This is a genomic window from Nitrospirota bacterium (assembly GCA_016219645.1).
Lineage (GTDB): Bacteria > Nitrospirota > Nitrospiria > Nitrospirales > Nitrospiraceae > Palsa-1315.
In genome coordinates this window covers 49,741-74,541 of record JACRLR010000021.1, presented here as the reverse complement: position 1 = coordinate 74,541, position 24,801 = coordinate 49,741, and the positions used below count along the sequence as shown (strand labels likewise).

At 57.6% G+C, this 24,801-nt stretch carries 22 protein-coding genes; 4 read left to right on the top strand and 18 right to left on the bottom strand.

The window, feature by feature from the left end; translation table 11 throughout:
- The first annotated feature begins 24 nt into the window (after positions 1 to 24).
- Both HZB34_10625 and HZB34_10620 read left to right on the top strand, forming a co-directional pair.
- Entirely contained in the window at positions 25 to 840 is an 816-nt protein-coding gene (locus tag HZB34_10625) for a 3'(2'),5'-bisphosphate nucleotidase CysQ (protein ID MBI5316415.1), read from the top strand.
- Positions 841 to 1,170: 330 nt separating this feature from the next.
- Entirely contained in the window at positions 1,171 to 2,922 is a 1,752-nt protein-coding gene (locus HZB34_10620; protein ID MBI5316414.1) for a type II/IV secretion system protein, read from the top strand.
- A 29-nt stretch (positions 2,923 to 2,951) separates the two neighbouring features.
- Here HZB34_10620 and HZB34_10615 read toward each other — a convergent pair whose 3' ends face one another.
- From HZB34_10615 to HZB34_10575, 9 genes are all read right to left on the bottom strand, one after another.
- On the bottom strand, positions 2,952 to 3,266 hold the full coding sequence (locus tag HZB34_10615; protein ID MBI5316413.1) for a PilZ domain-containing protein: 315 nt from the start codon (positions 3,264 to 3,266) through the stop codon (positions 2,952 to 2,954).
- Between the two features lie 23 nt (positions 3,267 to 3,289).
- Complete coding sequence (locus HZB34_10610) at positions 3,290 to 3,784, bottom strand: hypothetical protein (GenBank protein ID MBI5316412.1); 495 nt, start codon at positions 3,782 to 3,784, stop codon at positions 3,290 to 3,292.
- Between the two features lie 182 nt (positions 3,785 to 3,966).
- Positions 3,967 to 5,124, bottom strand: coding sequence for a pyridoxal phosphate-dependent aminotransferase (locus HZB34_10605; GenBank protein MBI5316411.1), 1,158 nt, complete (start codon positions 5,122 to 5,124; stop codon positions 3,967 to 3,969).
- 110 nt (positions 5,125 to 5,234) lie between these two features.
- A complete protein-coding gene (locus tag HZB34_10600) occupies positions 5,235 to 5,798 on the bottom strand; it encodes a lytic transglycosylase domain-containing protein (GenBank protein ID MBI5316410.1) in 564 nt (187 codons plus the stop codon).
- A 335-nt stretch (positions 5,799 to 6,133) separates the two neighbouring features.
- Positions 6,134 to 6,595, bottom strand: a complete 462-nt coding sequence (locus HZB34_10595) for an LOG family protein (GenBank protein MBI5316409.1) — start codon at positions 6,593 to 6,595, stop codon at positions 6,134 to 6,136.
- A gap of 441 nt (positions 6,596 to 7,036) precedes the next feature.
- Positions 7,037 to 7,657: a peptide-methionine (S)-S-oxide reductase MsrA gene (msrA, locus tag HZB34_10590; GenBank protein ID MBI5316408.1), complete on the bottom strand. Its 621-nt coding sequence runs from the start codon at positions 7,655 to 7,657 to the stop codon at positions 7,037 to 7,039.
- A gap of 131 nt (positions 7,658 to 7,788) precedes the next feature.
- On the bottom strand, positions 7,789 to 9,426 hold the full coding sequence (locus HZB34_10585) for a hypothetical protein (protein MBI5316407.1): 1,638 nt from the start codon (positions 9,424 to 9,426) through the stop codon (positions 7,789 to 7,791).
- A gap of 134 nt (positions 9,427 to 9,560) precedes the next feature.
- Entirely contained in the window at positions 9,561 to 10,904 is a 1,344-nt protein-coding gene (locus HZB34_10580; protein ID MBI5316406.1) for a TldD/PmbA family protein, read from the bottom strand.
- Positions 10,901 to 12,367: a TldD/PmbA family protein gene (locus tag HZB34_10575; GenBank protein ID MBI5316405.1), complete on the bottom strand. Its 1,467-nt coding sequence runs from the start codon at positions 12,365 to 12,367 to the stop codon at positions 10,901 to 10,903. Before HZB34_10575 ends, HZB34_10580 begins: the two co-directional genes overlap by 4 nt.
- Before the next feature lie 79 nt (positions 12,368 to 12,446).
- Here HZB34_10575 and HZB34_10570 point away from each other — a divergent pair, with 79 nt between their 5' ends.
- Positions 12,447 to 12,755, top strand: coding sequence for a transcriptional regulator (locus HZB34_10570; protein ID MBI5316404.1), 309 nt, complete (start codon positions 12,447 to 12,449; stop codon positions 12,753 to 12,755).
- 134 nt (positions 12,756 to 12,889) lie between these two features.
- On the top strand, positions 12,890 to 13,105 hold the full coding sequence (locus HZB34_10565) for a hypothetical protein (protein ID MBI5316403.1): 216 nt from the start codon (positions 12,890 to 12,892) through the stop codon (positions 13,103 to 13,105).
- Positions 13,106 to 13,169: 64 nt separating this feature from the next.
- Here HZB34_10565 and HZB34_10560 read toward each other — a convergent pair whose 3' ends face one another.
- The 9 genes from HZB34_10560 to HZB34_10520 form a co-directional block, all read right to left on the bottom strand.
- Positions 13,170 to 14,072: an NAD(P)-dependent oxidoreductase gene (locus HZB34_10560; GenBank protein MBI5316402.1), complete on the bottom strand. Its 903-nt coding sequence runs from the start codon at positions 14,070 to 14,072 to the stop codon at positions 13,170 to 13,172.
- 194 nt (positions 14,073 to 14,266) lie between these two features.
- Entirely contained in the window at positions 14,267 to 15,946 is a 1,680-nt protein-coding gene (gene ettA / locus HZB34_10555) for an energy-dependent translational throttle protein EttA (GenBank protein ID MBI5316401.1), read from the bottom strand.
- A gap of 114 nt (positions 15,947 to 16,060) precedes the next feature.
- Positions 16,061 to 16,228 carry a hypothetical protein gene (locus tag HZB34_10550; protein ID MBI5316400.1) on the bottom strand — a complete coding sequence of 56 codons (168 nt, stop codon included), beginning with the start codon at positions 16,226 to 16,228 and terminating at the stop codon, positions 16,061 to 16,063.
- Positions 16,228 to 16,983, bottom strand: a complete 756-nt coding sequence (locus HZB34_10545) for an alpha/beta fold hydrolase (protein ID MBI5316399.1) — start codon at positions 16,981 to 16,983, stop codon at positions 16,228 to 16,230. Before HZB34_10545 ends, HZB34_10550 begins: the two co-directional genes overlap by 1 nt.
- Positions 16,980 to 17,699, bottom strand: a complete 720-nt coding sequence (locus HZB34_10540; protein MBI5316398.1) for a hypothetical protein — start codon at positions 17,697 to 17,699, stop codon at positions 16,980 to 16,982. Before HZB34_10540 ends, HZB34_10545 begins: the two co-directional genes overlap by 4 nt.
- A 10-nt stretch (positions 17,700 to 17,709) precedes the next feature.
- Positions 17,710 to 20,949 (bottom strand): hypothetical protein, encoded by a 3,240-nt coding sequence (locus tag HZB34_10535; GenBank protein ID MBI5316397.1) that lies wholly within the window; start codon positions 20,947 to 20,949, stop codon positions 17,710 to 17,712.
- A 785-nt stretch (positions 20,950 to 21,734) separates the two neighbouring features.
- The gene (locus tag HZB34_10530) at positions 21,735 to 23,210 is read right to left on the bottom strand and encodes a YdiU family protein (protein MBI5316396.1); all 1,476 of its coding nucleotides are present in this window, start codon (positions 23,208 to 23,210) and stop codon (positions 21,735 to 21,737) included.
- 45 nt (positions 23,211 to 23,255) lie between these two features.
- Entirely contained in the window at positions 23,256 to 23,600 is a 345-nt protein-coding gene (locus HZB34_10525) for a DUF2294 domain-containing protein (GenBank protein MBI5316395.1), read from the bottom strand.
- Positions 23,601 to 23,918: 318 nt separating this feature from the next.
- Entirely contained in the window at positions 23,919 to 24,746 is an 828-nt protein-coding gene (locus tag HZB34_10520; protein ID MBI5316394.1) for a universal stress protein, read from the bottom strand.
- Positions 24,747 to 24,801: the final 55 nt, after the last annotated feature.

Genomic DNA, 24,801 nt, shown 5'->3' with positions numbered 1-24,801 from the left:
GTTCCACTCTATGAGGAGAAGCATATGGAGCGAGAACTGACCCTGCTGGCTGAAACAGTCCGGAAGGCTGGAGCGAAGGTGCGCGAATTGGTCAGGAGTGGATTTGAGGTACAGACGAAATCAGACCACTCGCCGGTCACCACGGTTGACCTCGAGGTCAACCGTATCCTGCATGAGATGCAACGCCGGGAGTTTCCATTGGACGGATGGCTCTCGGAAGAGTCTCCCGACGATTCAGCGCGACTGACTCGTCCACGAGTCTGGATCGTGGACCCCATCGACGGCACAAAGGCGCTGGTGAAGGGAATGCCGGAATTCTGCATTTCTGCCTCGTTGGTCGAACGGGGTGTACCGGTCGTCGCTGCAATCCTGAATCCCTCGACGGACGAGCTCTTCACCGCGGTACGCGGCGGTGGACTGTTCTTGAATGGGGCACGTGTGACGATCTCGGCCGATCAGAAGACTGATCCTGTGATCATGGTCAATGCGTGGGAACTCCGGACCGACCGATGGTCAATGCTCGCCAAGACCGTCCGCTGCCGCCCCATATACTCCATCGCCTACGCGCTGGCCCTAGTCGCCGCCGGTCGCATCCAGGCCGCCTTGACTATCGAGCCGGAAAACGAATGGGATCTCGCGGCAGGAGTGCTGCTGATCGAAGAAAGCGGCGGGACCGTCCGCGACGCAGATGGAAAAGCCTTCGCCTTCAATCAGCCGACACCAAGATTTCGCGGCGTCATCGCTATGGCTACCACAATCGACCGGGATCTACGAGCGCAACTCCAGACCCATGCAGAACATGCCAACGCTCATTCACAGCTACAGCAGCCTGCTCCATAACCAGCGCCTCGCTACCCTCTCCAAACTTGCTGCAGATGCCCTATCTTGAGGGTGCAAAGGCTCGCTCCCATAGTCGATATTGGTTGTGCGCAAGAAAAATGCCTCTATACTTGATCATGCGACGACCAGCCGATCGCGCGCGTGAACAGGTTTTCTAGGCCGGGCACAGGGGGACAAGTGCTCAGCCGGAGGCCTGGGAACACGGAGGCCTATTCGTCGTGATAGGGCTGGGATGGTGTCGGATCGAGCAAGAAACAGACGGCCGTGGGTTGTCAGCCGAGAAGCCAGGCCAATGTCGGTCACGCTCCTGGAACGAACGAAATAGGAACGATGCAAAAGGCAGCCCATAGAGCTATCGAACCACGTGCCTACGATGCCTTGATCCAGGAGGGCCTCATCCGCCAGACGGACCTCGTGAAGGCCATCCAGGAATCCCTGCAGGGAGCGACCGACTTGGAAGGCCTGCTGCTCGAGAAATACCGAATCCCGAAAGCCGCACTCGGCAAAACCCTGAGCGCGTTTTTCGACTGTCCCTATATTCCATACGACGAACGGACCCTGGCTGATCCCCAACTCCTCAATAATCTCAGTAAAGACTATCTCCGAAGGCACCATTGGCTGCCCCTGAAACAGCAGGGTGATATTCTGGATGTCCTGATCGATAACCCCCACGATCTCGATAGAGGTCATGACATCCGGCGCTCATTCCCCGGCATGACGATCCGGTACGCGTTAGGCCTACGGTGCGATATCGAGCGGTTCCTGAGTGACACGATCGGAGACACAGACTGTGGGTCTATTGCGGATACATTGGGCGAGCTGGTCCACGACGCGTACCAGGAACAGTCTCTCGACGTCAATTCCGACGGCATTGACGAGAACGATTCCGCGATCGTACGGCTCGCGAATCAGATCATTGCCGAAGCATTCCGGCATGACGCCTCCGACATCCATATTGAACCCTACTCGGACCGCAAGGAGACGGCCATTCGTTTTCGCGTAGATGGGACGTGCTCCACGTACATGAAGATTCCCGCGATCTATCGGCGAGCTCTGGTGTCTCGTATCAAGATCATGTCCAGTCTCGATATATCCGAACGACGGAAACCGCAGGACGGGAAGATCCGATTCAAGATGAGCCAGGATCGGGAAATTGAGCTGCGCGTAGCGACATTGCCGACCGCCGGCAACAACGAAGACATCGTCATGCGTCTGCTCTCGGCGAAGGATCCGCTCCCGCTCGATGCCATGGAGTTTGCTCCAGCCACCCTTACGAAGCTCCTGGAGATCGCGGAGAAACCGCACGGCATCATCTTGTGCGTCGGCCCCACCGGATCAGGAAAAACGACGACTCTGCATGCTCTGCTTCGCCATCTCAATACAGACGAACGAAAAATCTGGACGGCGGAAGACCCCATCGAGATCACTCAGGAAGGGCTTCGCCAGGTGCAGGTCCATCCCAAGATTGGGTTTACCTTCGCGTCCGCCATGCGATCGTTCTTGCGAGCCGACCCGGATGTCATCATGATCGGTGAGATGCGGGATAGGGAAACTGCTGATGTGGCCATCGAGGCCTCACTGACCGGCCACCTGGTCTTGAGCACGTTACACACAAATGGGGCGGTCGAGACTGTGGTCCGTCTCCTCGACCTGGGCTGCGACTCCTTCAACTTTGCCGATGCCATGCAAGGGGTGCTGGCAAAACGCCTGTGCAAGCGGATCTGTGTCACGTGCAAAGAACTATACCATTTGACGGCGCAGGAGTACGATAAATTGGTGCACGGATACGGTGCGCAGGCCTGGGAAACACTCGGACTGAGTTATGGCGAGAACTTTCAGGTCTACCGAGGGCGTGGGTGTAGCACCTGCAACCAGACAGGCCTCAAAGGTCGGGTTGCCTTGCACGAACTCCTATGCGGATCGGATGAACTACGAAACCTGATCCAGAACCGGGCCAAGACATCGGAAATGCAGAGCCTGGCTGCGAAGGAAGGAATGATTACACTTGTGCAGGACGGGATTCTGAAAGTGCTCGCGGGCCTGACCACCTATGAACAGGTCCGTTCCGTCGCCATGAAATAGCCGGCCATATCTCGCCGTGGTCGACGCCCTCAGGTCGTAGATTCCAGTGCCTTGACAAAGTTCTTCAGCCGTCCCTCTTCTTCAGGACGAATCTTGATAAACTCAACACCGAACCTTGTTGCAGATGACCATCGGACCGCGGCCAGATCGACTTGGATCGGCTCTTCTCCCGCCCGGAGTTGCATCATCATCTGTAGATAGGCAGCAACGTCGGCAATGGTTTCAGCAGTGATGGCACAACCCTCGCCCGACACATTCAAGATCGTACCCTCGCCAGACAGCTGATCTCCCTTGAACGAGACAGGAAATTGTACTGCGAATCGGGTATGTTTACGTCCTTTCATCAGGCTCCCTGCTGGTCATCAGCCTATGGCGTGATATGTTTCCCACGGTTCCGCAGAGTATCGCTGCGATGCGTACGAGAAGCCTTTTTTCGAAGATGAAAGGTTCCGCCCTTGAGCGTCGGTGCCTGATCGGCCCCGATGCGGCTGTACCACCAGCGACCCTCCCCTTCTGAAAAATCAGGCGAGAATTCGACTGCAAACCCTCCGTCCCGGTTATTCTCCTTCTGATACCACTTACCTTGCCAGGTATGACCGACGAACGTATATGTCTCGAAGCGCCCATCCTTCCAGTTATAGCGACCGTTTCCCTCCCCGTCGAGTGTCACTCGATCGACCGCACCATCTGTATCGACATATTCCCATTCACCGGCGAGGACATGGCGGTCACCGGGCTGAGAGCCAGGCGGTGGAGGAGAGAAATCCATGGGAACAGCCTGATGAGCCACCGGCTTGGCGCAAGCAGCGGCGAGCAACGCGGGAACAATAAGGAGAGAGAGTGCGACGTTTCGTAGGAGCATAATGACAAGTCAACATGAATCGCGGCATCCTACTTACCATTTTGATGAAGGTGCAGACAAGCAGTCGAGTGCAACAGGTTAAGGTCGAGGTTAAGGTTAAGCGTCTGTCAGGCTCTGGCTTTCTTGGCCTTAATCTCAACATTGACCTGCCCAAACTCTGCAGGGATATTTCAAACAGACTGTTACCCAAGTCGTGCGATCCGGCTGCAGGCATCGTCGATATCGGCATCGATTTTTGCATAACTGAATCGAATGAACCGACTTCCTCCAGGCCCGGAAAAGAAAGCTTCGCCTGGCACACCGGCCAAGCCGATCGTCTTGAGGAGGAACATCGCCCGCTCTTTGCCCGTTGCGCCGGGCAGACGCGACGTATCGGCCAGCACGTAGTAGGCGCCCTGTGGAATCGACGGGGTCAGGCCTGCCTGAGTCAAGGCCCGGCAGAACCGATCGCGCTTCCGTTGATAGTCGCGGGCCAGGTCGCGGTAGAAGATGTCGGGAAGTTCCTGAATTCCCACTGCGACTGCCGCCTGCAACGGCGTCGGGGCGCAGACATAGAGCAGATCGTTCATCGCTCCGATCGCCTGCGCCCAACGAGCTGCCGCCACACTGTAGCCGATCCTCCAGCCGGTAATGCTGAATGTCTTCGAGTAACCGCCGATGGTGATCGTCCGGTCAGCCATGCCAGGCAGACTTGCCAGGCTCACATGTGTTCGATCGTCGTACAGAAAGTACTCGTAGATTTCGTCGGTGAACAGGAACAGATCATGCTGGAGCGCAACGGCCGCTATGGTTTCCAGTTCTTGCCGGCTGAATATTTTCCCGGATGGGTTCCCCGGCGAGTTCACAATGATCGCCTTCGTTCGGGGAGTGACTGCGCACTCCACATCGGCTGAGGAAAAGATCCAATCGGGAGCCCTCAACTTTACCATCACCGGAACCGCCTCAACCGCCAACAGCGCGCTGATGTGGTACTGGTAGTAGGGCTCAAAGAGGATCACCTCGTCGCCGGGACTGAGCAGCGCCAAGCAGGCACAATGAAACGCTCCGGTCGCTCCGGCACTGATCGTAATGTCTGTTTCGGGGTCAGCCACTATACCGTTGTATTGCGCAAGTTTCTTGGCGACCGCCTGCCGTAGTTCGGGCAATCCGTCGAATCGCGAGTAGATATTCTTTCCTTGCTCCATCGCCTCCGCCGCGGCTCGAATCACCACCGGTGGAACCGGCGTGTCACAAACCCCTTGCGCCATGTTGAGTCCCTTTGCCTGCACACAGGCTTGGGTCATCGCTCGAATCTCCGAATGGGCCAATGTGGCCATTCGTCTGTTGATGTGCCGTTCCATCGTCGCATTCCTCCCTGACCCAAGAACCTCTTTTGTCGCAGAGCTGGTCCGGTTAGGTCAAGGGGGCGGAGCAATCGGCGGGGGAAGTCCAAGGCAGTCAGCAGCCCGTCCTACACGCGCTTATTCTCTTTATTGGGCGAGGGCTTCTGGTGGGAACGGAACATTTCGTAGTTCCGCAATACTTTTTTCACGTAGGTACGGGTTTCCCGAATGCGCGGAACTTTGCGATTTTTGACCCGATGGACCCCTGCATTGTAGGCCGCTAAAGCCAGGGGAAGATCATCTTGGTAGAGATTCAATAGATGTCGCAGTTGCTTGGCGCCTCCTCGGATATTCTGGATGGAATCGTAGGCGTCGCCGACGCGCAACGTCTCTGCGGCAGCCGGGGTCAGTTGCATCAATCCGATTGCGCCCTTGCGAGAGACGGCATGCTGGTGAAAATCAGATTCGGTCTTGATGACCGCACGCAGCAGAGCAGGATCGAGACGGTATTTCTTCGCGTACCAGCTGATGGCCCGGCGGATCTCCGCATTAGAATACCGAGGGTAGGCGCCGTCATAGTCAGGTTTCGTGTGTGTGGGAGTGGCTACGATCAGCAGACAGAACAGAACCAGCGCACAAACTGGGGGTAACAGGCTTGAATAGAGAGGTCTCCTTTCTGTGTTGTTGGCCATGGTGGGCACCTATACCCCATATACAAGAGAACCCACAGAAAGGTCTCAAGATCCATGCCGAACCTGGTCTCCACTAACATGCGGATAGGATAGGGGAAACGACCACTATGCCATCGAGCCAAATGTGGCCCGATCTGGACAATGTGGACGTTTGGGAACTGTCAGCGTGCCCCGCAGGATAGGCGCGCGAGACACGCGAGACTGGCGGGAAAAGCGGGACGGGTGAGATGGGGGCTATGGTTCATCTGGTCTATCTGGTTTATTGTGTTTATCTGGTTAGTTTCGTTCAACCAAACAAACCAGACAGACCGAATAGACCAAATGAACAAGGCTGGCTAGAGCAAATCGCCGATCAGCTTGACCGCCTCTTCCGGAGAGGCAGCGGCATGGACGTGATGCGGCGCGAGGTTCTTGAACAAGTTCACCCCGGCCTTATTGGCTCCCAGAAGAATTACGGTCTTCTTGGCCTTCAACGCCAGTGCGACTTCTGAGACGGTTCCTGTGCCACCGAGCCCACAGGCCACAATGATGTCGCTGGACATCACGTTCACGTTATTGCGGGCCTGGCCCAGGTCCGTCACAATCGCTACATCCACATGCCGAGACACCCCCACCTTGGCATCCGGCAAAATTCCAATCGTCAAGCTGCCGGGCACTGACTTCGCACCCTCGCTGGCCGCATCCATCACACCGCTCGCACGCCCTCCCGTCAATACCACCCACCCTTGGCGTGCAATGAGTTCTCCCAAGACCTTGGCATCAGCCAATTCTCGAATACCGGCCTTAGCCGGACCCATAACGCCAATCACTGGCTTTCTTGTCGATTGTCGGATCGGACGTTTCACGGACCCACCTCCCCGGGCTGGCCCGCATTATTCACGAAGGCTTCTGCTGCAACCGCCGATACGCTGTTCCGACGGGCGCGCTCGCCACTCAGTCGGTCAACATACTGTTCAAGTATGCTTCCCTCCTTCCCGGCTGCGCTTGTCCGTCTCACAATGCGTCTCAGCGGTTTCGTCACGAACCCTCATGAATAATGCGGGCAGAGTATCGGCACAGGTTGCTGGGCTAGAAATATACACCGGGGGAGAAGGAGTTGTCGCGGCGGGACTGGCTCCCTCCGTCGCCTCTGGGCTGAGGAGGGTGCCTGTCCCACCCCTAGGACGGAGACAGGCACCAAAAAGAAGGGTGCCAGTCTCCAACATCGCAGTAGCAGAACCGCGCTTGAATCATGCGGGTTATGGATTTCCCCACAATTCCTCCAACCGCTTGGCGCGACCGCAGTTGTATTTGTAGACCTTGTAACGGAAAGGATTTTTCTTGTAGTAGTCCTGGTGGTACTCCTCGGCCGGGTAGAACTGTGAGGCCATCACGATCTGCGTGACGATCGGCTCATTAAACCGTTTCGACTGTTCGATCGCCTGTTTGGAGGCGTCCGACGCACGTTTCTCTTCCTCTGTCTGGAAAAAAATAGCGGAGCGATACTGGCTGCCGTGGTCGCAGAACTGTGCATTCGGTGTAACCGGATCGACATTATGCCAAAAGGCGTCCAGTAACCTCTGGTAACTCACCTTGGCCGGGTCATAAACGACTTCGACCGATTCCGCATGGCCCGTCCGCCCAGCCGACACTGCTTCATAGCTCGGATTAGCAACCGTACCCCCCATATAGCCTGAAGTCGCGGACAACACCCCTTCGACCTTTTCAAAGGCTTCTTCCATGCACCAGAAACAGCCCCCCGCGAAGTAGGCTTTGCTGGGAATTCCATTTCCCGCAGCCTGGCTGGCCGACTGAACAGTCCAAGATCCTATGAGGAAAATGGCCAGAGCAAAAACTGACAGGGTTGCTCGTCTTCTCATGGGATTGTCCTCCTCACTGATTCAGTCGAATATCGTCGCACAGCCTTACATCTCACGTGCGTGGAGTAGCGGGACAGGCACCCTCCTCAGCCCAGAGGCGACGGAGGGAGCCAGTCCCTTGGACTCGCCCATCACATCCGAGAATTAGACGGACTGTAGTCTGCATGGGCCCAGGCTTTCTTGAAACGCTCCTCTGCCTCAGCAGCCTGATCGTCTTTCTGTTGGATACTGAGGCTCTGGATTAGTCCGGTCAAGGCCCAGCCGTTGTCCGGATGGTGTAGGAGATCCGCGTGATACACCGCTTCAGCTTCGGATGGGCGATCGGCCGACAAGAGCACAGCGCCCAAGTGATGCCGCACGGACAGGGGCCAGAGCGGCGGCTCGGAATAGGGGAGCGCTTCTTCCATTTTGACTGCCTCTTCAAGCAACCGGATCGCGTCATCATAATGTTGACGGCGCGCAGCAAGCTCTCCTGCCAGAACCCGCTCAGCAATCTTGAGAAGCGCCCGCTCAGTCTTTTCTTCTGGCGTACGATCACGACGGATCTGCTTCGTGAGACCGGCCAAGACCACATGTTCCCCTTCAGCTCCGGGAAGCCGACCTGTCGCCACGAGGGCGAGCCCTCGACCCAGCCGCCACATTCCATCCAACAACCGCAATCCCTTGGGAGGCGCTGGCTCCCGGAGTAACTCCTCCCACCGGCCAAACCGTATCATCGAGAAGATCGGCGCCGATAGGTAGAGTTCTTTCCCGCGATCCTTCCGGACCTCCTCCAGTGCGATCGTGGCGGTCAAGTCGCGCGCCGCTTTCAGAGCATCGTCATTGCGCCCCTCCATCATCAAGGAGGCCCAGAGAAAATGGAGATTGTGGGTGTAATACCCGTCTGCATATTCGCCCCCCTGGTTCCGGCCGGCCAGATATAGTTGATCGACATGGGCCGCCTCCTGATTCCGTTCGACCGCTTCGTGGTACTTCCCAAGCTTCATGTAAATGTGGGCGGGCATATGAACAAGATGACCGGCTCCCGGCATCAGACCGGGCAACCGTTCCGCACAGGGCAAAGCCCGTTCCGGCTGCTGTGACGCCTCGACTGCATGAAGGTAGTAGTGGCAGGCTCCTGGATGGTCGGGGTTCTGCGCGAGTACGGACTCCAACGTCGTGACGATCTCCTCGGTGCCCGGCTGTGGTCTCCCGTCCTGCTTCCACAAATCCCAGGGCCGGAGATCCATCAGCGCTTCCGCAAACAGCGTGGCGGCATCGAGGTCATCGGGAAACTGCTGCATCACCAATCGCATGGCCTTCGCATAGGCCTCTTCGAGACCCTTACGCTTCACACCCTTCCGGCCCACGTACCGCGCAGTCAACGCCTCTATATACGCTTGCTCCCGTGGAATCGCGTTGGTTGCCAGCCGTCGGGCCTTCTGAACCATTTCGATCGCACGACGTTCATCTTGCTTCCCCATCTCACTATTGATATTGGGGCCCAGCGCCAATGCAATCCCCCAATAGGGCATAGCCGCCTGCGGATCCTGACGAGCCGCAGCTTCAAACGAACGGATCGCTTCTTCGTGATTGAAGGCATAGACGAGTCGGAGCCCCTGATCAAAGTACTGTTGGGCCAATTCCGATGTAGTGGTGATCGGATGATGGAGGGAACCAAGATCGTCGAAGAGCGGCGAAGCTTCAATCTGGTCAGCAGACGCAGCTTCCACCGGAGAGAACATCACGAGCCAACACATAATACCGATCAGCAAGAAAGTAGCGACCATCGATCCTCGTACAACGTATCTCATTCGAGCGTTTCAAGTTTCATGTTTCTGATTTCAAGTTGTTCGTTTCGAATTGCGGAAACTTCAAGGCCAAACGTGAAACATGAAACGAGAAACTCCACTCCGGGCAAACCTCAGAATCGAGTGACGCTGGAAAAGTTGAAGTCGTTGAGCGTCATCGCCGGCACGAGAAGCTTGCTCGTTTCGGACGTGATGGCTTCAGCCGGATTGGTGAACGCCTCGATCCGGTTGAAGACCCGCAGAGGACTCTCGTGAAATCGAAAATTCTTCACCGCCGACACAATCGCTCCCTTCTCGACGAGAAAGGTGCCGTCCCTGGTCATCCCGGTCAGGGTGAGATCGGTCGGGTTGACCGTTCGGATGTACCAGAAGTTCGTGACGAGGATGGCATGCTCCGCCTGCTTGATCATCTCTTGCAGCGTCGGCAAGGACGATCCCCTCCCTGAGAGGCAGGGGGCATCGAGCGTAGGGATTGGATCGATCCCGTGCGCCTTCGCCGTGAACCGATCGTATGCAAGCTGAGTGAGCACCCCGTCTGAAATCCAGTCAGATGCCATGGTCGGTAACCCCTCGGCTGTGAAACCAATTCCCAGGAGATCCTCGTGCGCCGGCAGATTTCGGAACGTCAGCCGCTCGTCCACGATCAACTTGCCGAGTTTGCCTGAGAATGCACTCGTGCCCTTCTCGTAGGACTTCGCATCGAGCATCCAGAGCAACGAAGACGACAGCCCCGCGACGGCAGCTGGCTCAAGAATCACCGTATAACGCCCCGGTGGCAGTTCGCGTACCTCCAGACCCCGTTTCGCCTTATCGATTGCGGTGAGTGTCCGTTCCTGGATTCTCAAATGGTCGATAGACCGATGGGCCGTTGCGCTCCAGCCAGTGGACTCGCCGGCCTGAGCTGTGAGGCTGAATCGTGCATCGGTCCGTTCCTCATGGGCGAAGAGTCCCGTACTCGCCGCAACACCGACCGATGTAAGCGCCGAAGAGACGATCCCGGCTGCGCCAAGGTTTTCCATCCGGCATTGCCCGATCGCCTCATTCGTATATTCCAACCGACGGGCCGGCCCGGCCACGGCAGTTTCGGCTCGCATTGTCGGAAGCGTCAGATACGATTGTCGCTCAACCGGTGGGAGGTATTCCGGATCGTCCGGCGACAGCTGTGCGATCTCGGTGGCTCTTGTCACAATCTCTTGCACAGCCCCGGCCGTGAAGTCCGTCGTGTTTGCGTTGCCGTGGCGCTGCCCGAACGCCACCATCACGCTCAAAGACCCGCGCCTTGTATCGACGTTCTGGACGATCTGATTGTTGGCAAACCTCGTCGTCCCGCTATGCTGATCGTGCAACGTGACAACCGTGTGGTCCCCGGTCGAACGTTTCAGGACCTGCTCGGCGATAAACTTGAACTCCTCTCGGCTCGTCAACTTCGGCCAGGTCTTGTGGCCAGCTGTAGTCATGATGCGCCAGGCCCCCCAATGACGCTTACGTTGCGAAATCGCGCGTGTGAGGCCGCGTGGGTCATCCAACCGGACTGACCAGGCTGGCCCTTGCCGCACGTGATAAACCCATACCGACGGCGGTGCGAGCGATCCGCAACCGCGTCGCAGCTGCTCCAAAACTCCGGTGTGATGCCATGGTAGATGACATCTCGCACCATGTGTGTTCGTTTCCCGTTTTCGATCAGCCAAAATGCGTCGCCGCCGAATTGGAAGTTATACCGTCGCTGATCGATGCTGAAGGACCCGTGGCCTTCGATATAGATGCCGCGTTTCACGTCGGCGAGCAGATTGTCCAGAGTAGCGGTTCCAGGCTCAAGGCCGATGTTGGCGATGCGGACAATCGGGACACTGCCCCAGCTGTCCGCCCGATTGGACCCGCGTGAGCGGGTCTCCCCGATTTTCGGCGCGACTTCACGGTTTGTGCAATAGCCGACGAATATCCCATCGCGCACGATGTCCCATCGCTGGCACGCCACTCCGTCGTCATCGTAGCCGGTCGCGGCAAGGGTCTCCGGTTCCATATTGTCAGCCACGAGACTCACATGCGGAGAACCGTACCGATAGGTCCCGCGTTTCTCGGTTGTGAGAAAACTGGTGCCTGCATAGTTGGCCTCGTACCCGAGTGCGCGGTCGAGCTCGCTTGGGTGACCACAAGATTCATGCATGGTGAGCGACAGATGCTCAGGATCGAGGACAAGATCGTACAGACCTGGTTTGGTGGTAGGTGCCTTTACCTTCTCGACAGCCTGAGACGCGATGCGCGGGGCCTCGGCGAGGAAATCAGCCTCCTCGATCAGTTCATAACCCATCCGAAGATGCGGAGTATTGAAGCAGCGCGAAGCGAACCGACCGTCATGAACCGCTGTGGCATCGAAATCGCCGCTCGTGGCCAGGAGGTCGAATTCTAGGCGTGATCCTTCAGTTGAGACAAAAAGCTTTCGGTCCTGACGGGCCCAGAGGCTCGCACTGCTCCGCACGACGCCGGGCTGACGATGGACGCACTCCATCGTTTCCAAAAGGAGCGCTGTTTTACTTTCGAGCTTGACGGCAAACGGATCGATCCGCCGCGCCGTGACGACCCGGTCGCGATGAATCGGTTCATCGGCAAGCTTCACTCGTTCACTCGCGAGGGACGCGGAGCCCTTCGCGATTTCGATCGCCAAGTCAGCCACCCGCGGGACCTCTTCCGACGAAAGGACAGAACTAGCGGCAAATCCCCAGGCGCCGTGATAGAGGACGCGGATTCCAAACCCCCTGTCCTGCGTTTCTCGGACGGAAGCAATGCGGCGATCTTCTCCTCGTACAGCCTGGGTTGCACTGTCCAGGAGACGGATGTCACCGTACTCAGCCCCTGAAGCAACCACGCGCTTCAACGCGAGTTCAGCGAGTTCGTCCTGATGAGGCATCGGATGAGCGGGCATAGGCTCATTATCCTGACAGAGGTATCGGCGCTGTTCAACTCACTTGGTTTTCCTCACGCAATCCCCTACGATAGCTTGCATGTTGCCTCCCGAACGGACGCCGCGTCAACGGATCATCGACATGATCACAGGCACCAGGCTATCATCTCGCCAACTGGCACAGATGCTGGGCATCCGCGAGCGGCAGGTTGAGGAACATCTGAGCCATGTCGTGAAAACCATCACGCGAGACACAACGAAACGGTTCATCCTGGACCCGGCATTCTGTCAGGACTGTAACTTTGTCTTTCGCAACCGCCGCCGTCTGACGAGCCCGAGCCGCTGCCCCCAATGTCGGAGCGAAGGAATTGCGGCACCACGCTATGGCATCGATGTGGCAGGATGCTGAAAAAGTCTGCCAGCGGTATTGGGGCAGGTTGAGGTCGAGGTTAAGGTTGAGATGAGGGATGTCAGAATCGTTGCTCAACCTTGACCTTAGCCTCAACCTGTCGTTACGTAATAGGAGAAACTATGAGACCATGGATTCACATAGGGGCTGTAATCTTCTGCGTGACCCTGGCCGCCTGCCGCGGGGGGGATAAGGCGGAGGAAATGCTCAAGACTGCTGAGTTTGAAGAGCGACAACAGAACGTCGCACATGCAAAGCAGATATACGAAGAGCTCGTCCGTCTCTACCCATCGAGTGGACAGGCGGAGTTCGCGCGCGCACGCCTCGACACACTCAATAAAGCCCCGTAGATCCCCCCCTCCACCCAGGGAATGCCCGTCACTTTCAGTAGCGCCACGTCCAGGCTCCTGCGCTTCACGTTTCACGCTTCACGGCTGACGGACTTCCGTCGAGGTAATCCCACAAGTCCGCGCCGCGGTCTGTCCGCCCAATGAGCCACTCACGAAATCCCGGAATGCGAAACGACAGGAGGCTTTGAATCTTGTCGCAGCGGAGCGAAAGGTCGGCGGGCCTGGGGCTCCCAACATGGTTCCGTGCGGAACCTTTGATCAAGTGGCCGTCCAACTCCGGAGACCAGGGCAGCAAGGCTTCTCCGATTTCCCAGCGCGAGAGCCGTTCCCTCCCTCCCAGGTGATAGAGACCAGGCTGCTGGCGGTCGACCAATTCCCATAAGGCCCGTGCAATCACACCGGCAGGAAGGGGGCAACGGAATTCGTCGGCATAGAGTGTCATGTCCCTGCCGGCCTTTGCAGTTCGACACATTTCCTCCACAAAACTCCTGTTTCCAGTCTCCGACGTTCCGGCAGTCAGGACAATCCGAACGACCGTATGTTTCGGATTTGCTAGTACGGCCTCTTCTGCTTCCAATTTTGTCCTTCCATACACGTTGATCGGATTCGGTTCATCCTCCTCGCCATACCAACCGGACCTCCCGTCGAAGACTTCCCCGCTGGACAGAAAGATGAAGGGAATGTCCTGGGAGAGCTGCGCGAGGTAAGCTGTAACCTCCACGTTAATGTGGCGGGCTGAATCAGGATCTATCTCGCAGTCTTTCGTCCTGCTGAGAGCCGCACAGTGGATGAGGAGGTCCGGCTTAAGCGCATGAATCCGCGCTTTCACCTTCAACGATTCAGTCAGTTCAAGTTCTGCGCGGGACAGCCCCTGCACATCCCACTCAGGAGCCCATCGCGGGGCAGTCTTCACAAGGTACTGCCCGATCAATCCCGCCGCCCCGGTGACGATCGCGCGAGGTGCCATCGTGAAGGATTCTCTAACAGGTTGCAGGAGAACTGTGTAGGCGCCCAGCATCGTACTGGCCGGCACGTCACCGGCAGTGGGGTGGGTGGGATGATCCCAACTGCGCGCGTCGAACGAGCACATTCCTATCGTGCGCGTTCCGCGAGCAAGGGGATCGTCCCAGCTACCCCATCCCCTCTTTTTTCAGCGCCCTGCTAGCGTGTCAGTTTTCGGTAGCGAATCCGGTGCGGCTGATCTGCTTCCTTGCCCAGTCGTTTTTTCCGATCCGCCTCATACTCGCTGTAGTTTCCTTCGAACCAGACCACCTTGCTGTCGCCTTCGAAGGCCATGATGTGGGTCGCGATCCGGTCCAGAAACCAGCGGTCGTGACTGCTGATGACGGCGCAGCCGGCGAAACGTTCCAATCCTTCCTCCAGGGCGCGCAAGGTGTTGATGTCCAGATCATTAGTCGGCTCGTCGAGGATGATCAGGTTGGCCCCTTCTTTCAACATGCGGGCCAAGTGCACACGGTTGCGTTCGCCGCCGGAAAGATCCTTCACTTTCTTCTGCTGATCGGTGCCGGCAAAATTGAACCGGGCGCAGTAGGCCCTGGCGTTGATCTCTACCTTGCCAAGCTGGATCGTCTCATGGCCCCCTGAAATGATGTCGTAGACGGATTTGCTCGGATCCAGACTGCGATCCTGGTCCACGTAGCCCAAAGTGACCGTTTCACCAACCTTGATCGTTCCCGCATCCGGCTTTTCTTTCCCGATGATCATGCGGAACATCGTCGTCTTGCCGGCTCCGTTCGGACCGATCACGCCGACGATGCCGCCCTTGGGGAGACTGAAATTGACATTCTCGTAGAGGACCTTGTCTCCGTAGGCTTTACTGACCCCCTTGGACTCAACCACCACATCCCCCAGCCGCGGGCCAGGCGGAATATAGATCTCTAGATCTGCGGCCTGCTCATCCTGTTTCTGATTGACCAATTCCTCATAACGATTGAGCCGCGCCTTGCCTTTCGACTGACGAGCCTTCGGCGACATCCTGATCCATTCCAACTCATGTTCCAATGACTTGCGGCGCTTCGATTCGGCTTTCTCTTCTTTTTCCAGCCGCACCTGCTTCTGCTCCAGCCAGGACGTATAGTTCCCCTGGAAGGGAATGCCATGACCGCGATCGAGTTCGAGAATCCATCCTGCGACGTTGTCGAGGAAATACCGGTCGTGGGTGACGGCGATGACCGTGCCTTTATACTGCTGAAGATGCTGTTCGAGCCACTGGACAGACTCAGCATCGAGATGGTTCGTCGGCTCGTCGAGTAATAAAATATCGGGCTCTTGGATCATGAGGCGGCAGAGGGCGACCCGGCGCTTTTCGCCGCCGGACAGCACCCCCACCTTCGCATCCGGCGGTGGACAGCGCAGCGCGTCCATGGCGAGTTCCAACACATGCTCCAATTCCCACCCGTTGGCCGCTTCGATCTTTTCTTGGAGCTGCGCCTGCTTTTCCAGAAGCTTCTCCAGTTCATCCGGTGACGCCTCACCCATCCTGTTGCTGACCTCATCGTACTCGCGCATCATCGACACGAGTTCCTTCTTGCCCTCTTCGACGATTTCTTTCACCGTCTTGTCCGGATCAAGCTGCGGCTCCTGCTCAAGCAGACCTACGCTATAACCCTTCGAGCGGGTGATCTCGCCTGTATAATTCTGATCGACTCCGGCAATGATCCTGAGCAGCGAACTCTTTCCAGATCCATTGAGACCCAATACGCCGATCTTGGCGCCGTAGTAAAACCCTAGATAGATCTCTCGCAGCACCTGCCGCTTCGGCGGATAGACCTTGCCGACATTGACGAGTGAAAAAATGACTTGCTTGTCGTTGGTGGCCATGGAACGTCCGTTCTCCTTGTAAAGAGCCTTGGTGAAGGGCTCACGATAACAAAAGCTCGCGACACTTCACAACCACGTCGCAGCAGAGCGGGATATTTCTTGGACCGAACGAGGTTAGATTCCGAGTTCTTGCGACAGTCGGACTTCCGATTCGTCGATGATCTCTTCCAGGCAGGTGAAACAGGCAAAGGGGAACCGGTCGATGGGGATGGCGCAGACTTCGCCGACCGGCGATTCGTCCAGCGCCGGCCCGCCGCATTCTTTGTGAATCAACACCAGCATCAGCTCCTCCTTTGGACCAATCGCTGAAACAGTTCCAGATGCTCGGGACTACTGAGTCGATGGTCGCCCATTTTCAAGGTCAGTTCGATGGGGTACTCGGAGTCACGTACTAACAATTCGTCGACGAATTGCCAGCTCATACGCGGATGGATGGCCTGGTCTTGAAGGCCGTGCAAGATGGTTGTCTTAACGCGACGCACTTCATCAAACCGCCTCAACCAATAGGCTTCGCTTTCCTCGACCCATTTCCACGAGAGCAGCCAATCCTTGAGGACGGGGTCATCGTCCCAGGGCATCCAGCCTGTATCATGCCATCGTTTTCGCCGGTCGGCAGAAATTTCCCGAGCTCTGACACCCATGCCATCGAATGCTGGAGCGATGAGAATAAGCTTTTCAACTGTCGAGTATTCTTGGGCCATCATCCAGGCAATCCAGCCACCGAGAGAATTTCCAACAATGGTGATCGGCGGTCCATCTCGCAGCATATTCAACACAAGCCGCGCATCAGCGATCCAATCGGACAGCGTGTAGTCGGTAAATGTGCCTTCAGATTCCCCGAATCCACGCACATCGTAACAACAAAATCCCCAGCCTTTTTCTTTGCACCACTGAGCCAGCGCCTTGCTCTTGTTGCCCCAGCGTTTGGACAAGAACCCCGTGATGAAAAGAATCTGACGGTCTTTTCCCACAGCACGATCTCCACGAATGCGCTTGCCGTCAGGTCCGGTGAGAGAAAACGATTCGAGCGTGCTCATGGTTTTGTCAGCACCTTTGTGAGAAAGACACCGAGTCGTTGGAGAACTGGTTCTGGAATTTCGTGCCCGCCTCGGAACCTGTGCCATTCGACCGCGAGGCCGGACTGGCTCAGTGTATCACGAAGTCGCTCCGCTCCCACGTAGGGCAAGATCTCATCCTGCATCCCGTGGCTTTGAAACACCGGCATGCCTTTGCGTTTCGGTATGAGTGGGCCCCAGATCTGCTGGGCTAGTAAATTACCGGAGAGTTGCACCAGCCCCGCGTAGGGATGATCACTCTGGAGCATCACATCGCACGAAAGCATGGCGCCTTGAGAAAATCCTCCGAGAACGGTCTTGTGCGGGTCTGCGCCGAATGTCCGTTCGACTTCTTTGAGGAACGCCAGCATGGTCTCACGCGCCGGAGCGAGGCCTCTGGGGATTTCGTTCGAGAGATCGCGGATCCGGCCTGCCGCTCGATCCGCTGCGATGCGCGCCATGTCGATCAGCCACCAGGCGCGCGCGTCACTCGGGCCAAAGCTCAATGTGAGCGGACCCTCGGGAATCACAAACCTCGTCCCGGTCGGCACATCCAGCTCGTCAGCCAGCGACAGGAGGTCGTCTCCCGGCGCGCCAAAGCCGTGCAGGAGCAGGACGAGGGGACCGTGACCTCCACCCTTCCCATCCGTGCCGCCGGTAATCCTGGTCCACAGCCCGCCTAGTCGTTCTTCACGCATGAGCAGCCGGTTACTTCATATATAAATACTGGAGCAATGCCACAATGCCGTAGAGCGACGATTCCATTACCGGCTGTTGGTAGAACGGCACGAACGCGCCCTGTTCGTTGGCTTCTACTTCATCGATGACGTACTGGATCTGCTTGACGCGCACATCGTGATCCTTCCCGGTTCCCAACGCTTGGACCATCTGGCGGCTGAGCCCGGCCAGCATGGCGGCTTTCGCCTTGCTGGCCGATTGGTACAATAAGAATGCGCCCATCAGCGCCAGCACAACGTTGAACGCCCAGGAAAAGATCAGCAAGAGCGGGTAATTCCAGATGTCGAAGTAGTCGTTCCGCGCGACGATCATGATCAACAAGGCGATGAACGGGTAGCGGATCAGGCGATTGACCACTCCGGTCCGCTGAGCGATGAGATCGACCACGGCCAAGTATTTCAGTTTGCCGAACTCGGCTTTCTGGGCTTGGCCCAGACCATACTCCCGAAGATATTCTTCTTGAACCTGATCGGACCAGCCGCCGGTCGAAGCGGTCAACCAGCCGATCCACCGTCTGCACAACATGACTGCGTCGAACACAGCCAGATTGAGCAGCACGACTAATCCCACGCTGCTCAGAGTCATCACCCAATCGACCGTGCAACTCAACCGGCCCCGGCAGGGCTGGATTATTTCATCGTCGAGCACCCAATATTCCAGCGGCCACATGATTCCGAGATACAGCAGGAACAGGAGAACCGTCCGCACCACTCGTTGCGACGGCTTGCCGGCCTCGCGATACCAAGACCAGGCTTGGTCCACGGTCGTCGCGGCCCTCGTTGCAGCCGGATGGTAGACCCGCTGCAAGTTGGTCCAGAATGTCCTGGGCGACAACCGGCGGCGGCCCGAATCATCCTCGAACAAAAAGTCCTCGCTGATGAAGTCGCTGTTCTTGATCAGATCGCGCAGGCCCTTCCCCAGCATGACAAGGCAGAGGATGACGACGAAGAGGCGGAGGAGTTCGCCCGGCCAGACACTGACCCCGGCGGTCCAAGAGAAGGGCTCTCCTTCGTCATGATTGGCCAGCAAGGCCGACGCGCCGCCGAACGCGACGAATGCCGCAAACGAAGCCACAACGATGAGTGCCATGACCACCAGCAGACGAGGATTCCGCAACACCCACAACCACAGCCGCTGATTCGTCCAGGCTATGACGCTCATCAGCAGCAGCGCGACGGCCAGCGCCGCCGCGACAGCGGTGTTGTCCAACCCAACCCCCTGCTTTAAGGGCCCCTGGTCATCCGTATAGTCGAGATCCGGCCTCAGCGGATGGACCGTTCGCACCCCCTCCTTGTCCACTGGACTCAAATCCACCGCGCCCTCGCGTCCCACCTCGAAGATTCTGGGATGAGGCCCCGCGTCATAGATGCGGTCTTCCGGCGTGAACTCGACGTGATAGCCGGACGCGCAGGGAGTCGCTGACGGCGGGTGATCGCCCGGTCGACAGACGACGAATTGGACCGCTTGGAGGGCGGCCAGATAAGCCGATGTCTGATAGCTGCTGCGAAAAGGCGGAACGTCGCGTTGAAGCATTCCGTCCAGTTGCAGACCAAAGGGAGAGGCGGCCACCATATTGCGCGTCGATTTGTATTCGCTCTGGTGGAGGTGGCGCGCATCGAGATCGACGGTGAAGAAAATCGCGTGTGGGAATGAAGGGCGGAGCGCCTTGATGATGAGCAGCGAATCGTACGGATCGGTGCCCAGAATTCCGATCGCCCTTGCACCTTCTCCCTCGTCGTGAATGCGCGCCACCAGAGCCCGCACATAGTCGAGCTGACCGGTGCCTTCCGGGCGCTCTCGTTGCGCATCCTTGAGCTGGTCTCCGGCTTTCGCCTTCTCTCCCCGGCCGGCTATCACGCTGTCATCACCCGGCACTTCTCCGTCGAGACCGCTGAGGTAGCTGTAGCGAAACACGTTGAGTGTGAGCGATTCATAGTCGGCGGGGCGTTGAATCTGGAGATCGATGGCGCGCGCGACGGTCGGACACCAGGATTTGATGGTGGTCGGGACGAGAATCTGTTTCAGGTCGGCTTCCGAGAAGGTCGCCACCTTCGCGCAAGCCGCGGCGCGGAACTCGATGGGCAAAGCCCTCCCGTAAAACGAATCCCATTCGCCGATGAGGATGACGGCATCCCAACCCAGCCGAACCTGCCGGCGTTCCAATTCCTCGACCAACGCGCCGAACAACCGATCGTCCGAGCCGACATCGTAAACGAGCCGGATGTTCGCGTTGGCCAGCCGGCGGTAAAACTCCTGCTCACAAGCCTCATAAGTCGTGCAGGCTTCTCCATTGCCGCCTGCTTTCTTGAGTCCATAGGCGAGCAGTCCCTTCATCGCGCTCGTCCATGGCGAGTACAGCTCGATCGCGCCGCCAGTATTCGGCCAGACTCCGACCCCTTCGTGCGAATCGGGATACAAGTCGCCCGCTTCCTGTAACAGCGCGCGAAACGTCGATGAACTGCGCGGGCCCATGATCTTGAACGTGACCGCCTGCTGAACAGCGGGATTCAATCGAACCAGCCTGCGTTTGTCGTCGGTCAGGAGACATTCGCTCTTCTGTTGGGACGCCTGGCACACCAGGGCCTGGGACAGCGATGTCAGGGTCGTCAAAAACCCCCGACTGAGAGATTCGTCCGGTAGCCAGACGACAAGGATGTTGGAGGCATGCGATCCTACTTCTCCGCAGACACGCGTCTTCCTGAGGCGATACCATTCGTAGGGCAGCGCTTCAATGGCTCCTTGCGGTTCCCATTCAACGAATGAGAGATGGCCCTCATCCTCCGGAACATAGCAGGCGACGCCGAGGGCAGTGCCGATGGCGTAGCGATCGCGGATACGCGATTCGGTATTTTCGACGTAGGGACCTCCGCTCGTCGCCACCAGGAGAACGGTGACGCGCTGTCCGTTCCCGGCACGCTCGGCCAGAGCTTGTCTGAGCGGCCCGAGTCGTTGGGCGAGAGTCGGTTCCGGTCCGGCTGTCTTGCCGGTCGGTTTTGACTCTCGGATGCCCCGCTGCACGGCCGCTACCGGATCCTCCCACAGGCGCGCACGGACCAACTGTTCGCCGGTCGTGTGCTTCATTTCCAGCCCGGTCCCGACCGGCCGCGAACTGCGCAAGGGCTCTTTGACCAGCAATACGCCGGCAATGGCCAACACGAGCGTGAGCGCTCCCGCCACCGCCAGTTTCGAATCGCTACGTCCTTTGGCCATAGAACCGTCCCACCGAGCTTGCCCGTCCCTCTCCTAACAGGATGCTGAAAAAGTCCGCCAGCATCGTTCTCGCATCGCTCAGAGGCTCAACGTACCACAAGGGTACGCCTCGCCTCTTCGCTCGCTGCGGCCTTGCTGGACGGCCATTTTGAGCATCCTGCATGGGGCACCACTGTTATCCAAGACGCGCAGACCAGTGAAATTTACACGTACCCACAGAGTATTTCCGCAGCCTGCTAAGAGGGCAGCCTGGTCGACCCTCAAATGCGCGCGTCGAACGAAATACATGCTCCCTCCAAGCTCGCTCGTTATCTCCTTAGGGATGGGGGCTGATTGATCTTCCACTGCGCGCGTCGGGCTAAAGCCCAACTCAACCCTTCCCTTGTATTCAGCGAGGTGGCTGGTGCGGTCTCCATTGCGCGCATCGAGCGACCACCGTTTTATCGTGGGGGCTCTGCGAGCACAGAGACCGTGCCAGCCACCTCGCCATCCCCTCCTCTGTTCCGCGAGCAGGAGGATGACCAGACTGACCTGGCCACTCTACAACAGACTGTGAGGGGAACTGCAAGGTGTTTTACGGGAACAGGCTGGCAATGCCGGTAGGTTCGGCAGACTGATAAGGATGAGAATGCCTGTGTATTGCGATGGAACGACTTTGAACATGGACTTGCTCGTTGAAACGGGAGGCCGCTCCATGAACCCACCGAGACAGTGAGTCGAGCGACCTCCCAGATGGAACACGGATTCTCAGTGGAGCATAAAGAGTGCCGGGTCGTCGGGAAGACTCAGGATGAGCAACTGACCGACAAATGCTTGCCCCAGTTAGGCGGAGGGGCTGCATAAGCGTCCATGCCCGGCTGGTCGCTGTAGGGATTTTGCAGCAGGGTCAAGAGTCTGTCGATCTCGGAGAAGTCCTTTCGCTGCGCCTTCTCGATGGCCTGCTGGGCCAGATAGTTCCTTAAGACATACTTGGGATTGACCAAGTTCATGTGCGAGGATCGCTCCTCGTCTTCACTCTTCTCCCTCCGCAACCGCGTCGCATATCGCTTAGCCCATCCACCAAAGGCCGCACGATCAAGAAAGAAGTCACGAAGCCGCTCATTGCGCAATCCATCCTGGGATGAGAACGATCCCAGGGCGCGGAAGAAGTTTGTGTAATCGACGTGGCTCTGGTGCATAAGGGACAAGAGATCTTGAATCAGTGTGGCATCGTCCTCTTGCTCCTCCCGCAAGCCGAACTTCTCCTGCATCAACTCCATGTAGCGACGCTCGCAGAATGGCGTGTAGCGATCCAGTGACGCTTTCAGATCCTCTTTCGATGCAAGCGGTAGCAGCGCCTGCGCCAGACAGCTGAGATTCCAGAGACCGATGTAGGGTTGTTGATTGAAGGCGTAGCGGCCATTGTGATCGGAGTGGTTGCAGATGAAACCTGGGTCGTAGTCGTCGATGAATCCGAACGGCCCATAGTCCAGCGTGAGGCCGAGGATCGACATGTTGTCGGTATTCATCACGCCGTGCGCCCAGCCGACCGCTTGCCATTGGGCAATCACCTGCGCGGTCCGCTCGACAACTTCGGCGAAGAAGCGGGCATACGGGTCCGCAACACCATTCAAGTGAGGGTAGTGCTGTTCGATGACATAGTCGGCCAGGACCCTCAGATGCTCATGCTGCTTGCGGTAGTAAAAGATCTCGAACGTGCCGAAGCGGACATGCGACGGCGCCATGCGAACCAACATCGCGCCGGTTTCGACCTGTTCGCGATGAACTTTATCGTCACTGCCGACTATACAGAGCGCCCGAGTCGTCGGAATGCCGAGGCCGTGCATCGCTTCACTGCAAAGATACTCCCTGATGGTTGAACGCAGGACCGCACGGCCGTCTCCCTCGCGTGAGAACGGTGTTAGCCCCGCTCCTTTCAGATGCAGATCCCACTTCTCGCCTCGTTCATTCCGCACCTCTCCAAGAAGGATTGCGCGCCCGTCTCCAAGCTGCGGGACGTAGACCCCGAATTGATGGCCGGAATAGAGCATCGCCAACGGCTCCATCCCCGGAGCGAGCATGCCCCCCCCGAACACCGCGGCAAATTCAGGCCTGGCGGCCTCTTCGGGGTTGAGATTGATCAGTGCTGCGGTGGCGGGATTGAAACTCACTAGGTACGGAGCGCTGGAGAAAGGCGTTGGATTCAGTTTGGCATAAAATGCCTGAAGAAGCCTGGAATACGTATTGTCGAAGGTCAGTTCCTCAAGAGGGCGATGGAGCATGTGGTGAGCATGCCAGGGGAACCCTTCGTTTGCAAGACAGAGGGATTACCGGACGGACGGCAGGATTTCCCGATCCATTGTGAAGACGAAAACCTTTTCGCCGATTTGCACATCGATGTCGGTAAAGAGAGTCAATATGTTGGCTCCGGTGATGTCGCTCACCTGCTCGCAGAGCTTATCGCGCCCCTGCGCGATGAGCGTTTGCCTCATCCGTTTGACCATGTCGACGCCATCGGGCGTTTTGGCCAACTGGCGTTCGGCCGGCGTGAGCACTCCCTTGAGCCGAACGACGACGAGGTCCCGAATGATACACGCTTTGACCTCTTCGGGGCCACGGCCCATGAATTCTTGCTCGAACTTGATGATGGCATTGCGAATCGCGTTTTCCATGGATGTTCCTTTGGCAGCGATTATAGGGGCGCACCAGCGGCACAGACAAGTCGCTTGATCACCAATTCTGGACCGTCTGGTTTTTATGGTAAGCGGGCTCTTGCCTTGCGCCTGCAAGAGAATGAGGAAAGTAGCACGAATGAGTGGCACTTCTTGCCAACATGACGGCATCGATACCGTCCGAAAGCAGGATTTCTAAAAGATCTGCAATGCCGAGAATCGCAGATGCACCGCACGGCGTACCTGCAACCTTCTTGGTAGACAGTAGGGATCTATTGTTGCAATACGAGGAGGGCTCTGACACGGATACCGTACGAATCAACGCACGACGAGGACGGAGCGGTCGGCCCGATGCACAATATCCTCTGAGACGCTACCCAGCAGGAAACGACTCAGGCCCTTCCGCCCATGCGAGCTGACCACAATGAGATCGTAACCCTTTCCGACTTCGCAAATAATCTCAGTGGGATCACCCCAACGGACATCCGCAGAAGCCGTGAACCGTGGACCATTCAAGGCCTTGGCTGTGCCATCGACAATCTGCCTGGCCTTGAGAGTACGTTCCTCGTGCGCAACATCGTGTTCGACCATCCCATGCTCGCTGGTGACCGGAGGGGAAGAAACCACGGAGAGGACCGTGAGGGACACGGGGTTCTTGAAGGGATGCGCGATCAGCCACGCCTGCAAACGGGAGGCGTCCTCCGGACCTTCTACAGCCAGAAGGACCTTGGAGATAGGACGAGCTGCTCCTTTGACGACTAAAGTCGGCACCGGTGAATGGACGAGGACACGGTGCGAGATACTGCCGATAAACACCTCAGTCAGCCTGGCCAAATCGCGGGTACCCATAGCGATAAGGTCGGCTTTCACCGTGGCGGCAGTGTCGAGAATAAAGGAAGATGGATCCTGAGCGTCGCACAATGTACGGATAGAAGGAATGTCAGTCGATAGCAGAGCGCGGCATTCTTCGATGTGCTGGCGACCAGACTCCATTGCGGCGTCACGGAGTCTGCCATATTCTTGCATGGCATCCATCTTGGCCCCATGTACAAGAACAACTTCGTCCAACCGATACAGTAACCCGATTTGGTTTACTGCGGGAAGGGTTTCTCTCGCCGATCCCACGCCAAGTACTACACGCATCATTGCTCCCCCTTCTTTTGATGGACCGGAGCTGTGCCCTTCCAAAGAGAATATGACT